Annotated in this window: 4 protein-coding genes; all 4 read left to right on the top strand. The window is 41.0% G+C overall.

Annotated features, from left to right (window positions below):
- Positions 1-828 (top strand): hypothetical protein (locus tag ACWIX0_RS13300; RefSeq protein WP_454174465.1); only part of this gene is annotated, 828 nt, incomplete at its 5' end.
- 21 nt (positions 829-849) lie between these two features.
- Positions 850-1,617 carry a hypothetical protein gene (locus ACWIX0_RS13295; protein ID WP_454174464.1) on the top strand — a complete coding sequence of 256 codons (768 nt, stop codon included), beginning with the start codon at positions 850-852 and terminating at the stop codon, positions 1,615-1,617.
- A 43-nt stretch (positions 1,618-1,660) separates the two neighbouring features.
- Entirely contained in the window at positions 1,661-2,032 is a 372-nt protein-coding gene (locus ACWIX0_RS13290; protein WP_454174463.1) for a hypothetical protein, read from the top strand.
- 55 nt (positions 2,033-2,087) lie between these two features.
- The coding region (locus ACWIX0_RS13285) for a hypothetical protein (RefSeq protein WP_454174462.1) at positions 2,088-2,481 on the top strand (394 nt) is incomplete at its 3' end.

Here is a 2,481-nt window from a genome sequence, read left to right as displayed (position 1 = left end):
AAAAAAATGAGTATAGCACACGGAGGCGACATCACAGCAGGGCGAGGAGGTAGCGCGTATGCTACCAACGCCGCGCAGTTTGCCACAAACGCAATCCAAGCGGGCAACAACGCCACGCAAAGCCTTACAAACGCCACAACGGCGTTTAGAGAGAAGTTTAAGGCAGATGATGAAAGGGCGATTTTTAAGCAAAAAATGGCACACGCCGACAAAGAAATGGCATTAAAAGAACACGAAATCAACACAAACACCGCGCTAGCGCGTGAAAAAATGGATTTTGAAAAATACAAATATAACACCACAGGAGCTAATTTAGAGCGAGCGCAAGCGTGGAATTATACTGCAACCGCAAAAAATACAAACGAGCGAACTTCGCGCGAAGTTTTAGACAAGCAGGATAGCTACCGCCCAACGCAAAATGCGCGTATAGATTCTTTTGTGATGAAAATGGAGCGCGGGGAGCCACTCACTGACAATGACATCAATGAAATTGATGTTTTTGCAAAAGAACTAGGACAAAAAATACCTTACAAAAATGGGAAAAAAGATTATGTAGAGTTTTTAAAGCAAAGACAAATGCAATATCGAGCAGAATTAAAAAATGCTCAAAACGAATATTTTGCCCAAAATCAAAATCCACAAAGCTATGCAATGCAAAATCCACAAAATCAAACCCCTAGCCTAAATTTAGGTGGAGGCGTGCATATAAAATACGAAAATGGGCAAATCAAGCGAAATGGCGAGATTATAAGCCAAAATGATAAACGCTACTTTGATTATGCACAAAAGCTAGGGATAAATCCACAAACGAGTTTTAATCGACAATAAAACCACAAGAAAGGACAACAGATGGCAAAAACCGCACAAACACCGCTAAATTTTAGCAACACAAATAGCATTTTAAGCACAGCACCAAAGGTAAATACCCAAAGTTTTGGTAATTTTGGAAATAGCATAAAACAAAATCCAAGCATAACCGCTAGCAACGCCCTGCAAAATGCTGGGATAAAATCTAGCTTTGCTGATATGAAAGCCCTGCAAAACCCAAACACACAAGCTACACAAAAACTAAGCCTAGCCCAAAAAAATAAGCAAATCGGGCAAGATAGACTAAATTCGATTCTAAACGCACAAAGCGCAGAGGATTTGCAAAAACCAAAATACAAAGTGGGAGCGGGCTTTGGCAACTATCGCGCACAAAAAGCAGCATACAATGAGCAAGCTCAAAAGTTTGGAATACAACAAAATCTAACGCCCGAGCAAAAAGCCGAAAAAGGACGCAATGCAGCGGGCTGGGCATTAGCTGGAATCGATAGCGCGGTAAATATCGCAAATGCTGGTATGAGCTATGCAAATATGAAAAAACAATGGGAAATGGCTAATAAAGCGTGGAATGCAAGCGAGCAACAACGACAAATCGAAAACGAACGCTACAACAAACGCGAGGACGAACGACTAAAAGCCCGAGATGACGCAAGAAACGCACAAAACGCAGTTTTTGGCAGCAGAGAATGGCACGATGCAAACGCAAACCAAAATGGCGAATCTGGCGAGGGCGATTCTAACCAAAATGGCGAGCAAGAAGCGCAAGACAAAACTGCGTTTGAGCGCGAATAAAAGCGACAAAAACGCTTAAAATCCACAAAACAGGAGGCAAACAATGTTTCATTTGTATTTTTTAATGTTTTTACACAGGCTTTTAGATTTTCGATGTTTCTGGGTGCAAGCCTTAGTGCAAGGCGTTACCTCTTTGATAGGCATAGGACTGCAAGCAAGCCAGCAAAAAAAGCAAGATGAGCTAGCCAAAAAGCAACTAGAACAACAACAAAAAACCCTAGACTTTGAAACAAAAAAATACAACGATACCCAAAACGCGCAAAAAAAGGCAGGGCAAATATCTGAGAGTGCGATAAACGCGATAAATCCTAGTCAAAGCACAGGCATAAGCGGGACAATAGGAAGCATAAGCGATACAAGCGGGGGCAGTAGCTTAGGACTAAACAACAAAGAAACGAGCTTTTTGCGAAGCTAAAACTCTAAAAACGCCCACAAAAACACGCTAAAAAAAGCAAAAAAAAGGCTAAAAAGTGAATGTCGTTAGGTTTATAGGCAACTTTATCGAAGTAGCAAAAAAGCTAAAAGATAGCAATTTTACAGGCAGTGAGCTAGCAAAACTAAGCCTTGATGCAAGTGTAAAGCTAGAGGAGCTAGAATACAAAGATAGAGAGCTAAGCCTAAATGTCGAAAAAACACGCCAAGAAATCGAGCTAGCCACGCTAAAAGCAAAAAGCGAAGTAGCCTTTACGATGAGCGAGGCACTAAAATCTATCGTGCAAGCAGAATGTATGATTTTAGGCGTGCGCGATAATGCAAATATCAATAAATGCAATGCTTTAGTGGCGTATATGAATACTTTAGGCAATGCAAGCAATGTATCTAGTCTAACACAATCCTTGCAAACTGAAATCTTGCTAACCATAA

It is taken from the genome of Helicobacter sp. T3_23-1059 (assembly GCF_053654515.1).
This window is presented reverse-complemented; position numbering and strand designations above follow the sequence as displayed.

What these genes read in the sequence shown, in the direction of transcription:
- ACWIX0_RS13295 (WP_454174464.1), top strand. Translation starts at nt 850, where the DNA reads ATGGCAAAAACCGCACAAACACCGCTAAATTTTAGCAACACAAATAGC.
- ACWIX0_RS13290 (WP_454174463.1), top strand. Translation starts at nt 1,661, where the DNA reads ATGTTTCATTTGTATTTTTTAATGTTTTTACACAGGCTTTTAGATTTT.